Origin of the sequence: Methylobacterium frigidaeris (assembly GCF_022179185.1) — a bacterium.
GTDB classification, from domain to species: domain Bacteria; phylum Pseudomonadota; class Alphaproteobacteria; order Rhizobiales; family Beijerinckiaceae; genus Methylobacterium; species Methylobacterium frigidaeris.
The window spans coordinates 1-262 of the sequence record NZ_BPQJ01000233.1; the positions used below are offsets into that span (position 1 = coordinate 1).

Annotated in this window: 1 pseudogene; it reads left to right on the forward strand. The window is 58.4% G+C overall.

Features of this window, described 5'->3' with window-relative positions:
• A pseudogene (locus tag MFF64_RS36985) lies at positions 1-262 on the forward strand (hypothetical protein); the annotation flags it as partial.

Sequence of the window (262 nt, forward strand, 5' to 3'; positions counted from 1 at the left end):
GCCTGCTGTGGCCGCCGTTTTACTTCCTGCCAGGGATTCTGGCGGGCGCGGCGATCGATATTCCTGCCGGAATGCAGAGCGGTGAGTTTAAATGGTTGCTGCTGGGAACAGCGGTGTTTTTGTGGGTTGGTGGCTGGCTGTGCTGGCGGTTATGGCGCAGCGGTAAAGCGACTGACCGTTTGAGTCATTATTTGTCCCGCGGTCGTTTGTTGTGGCTGACGCCGTTGATTTCTGCCATCGGCGTGGTGGCGCTGGTGGTGTT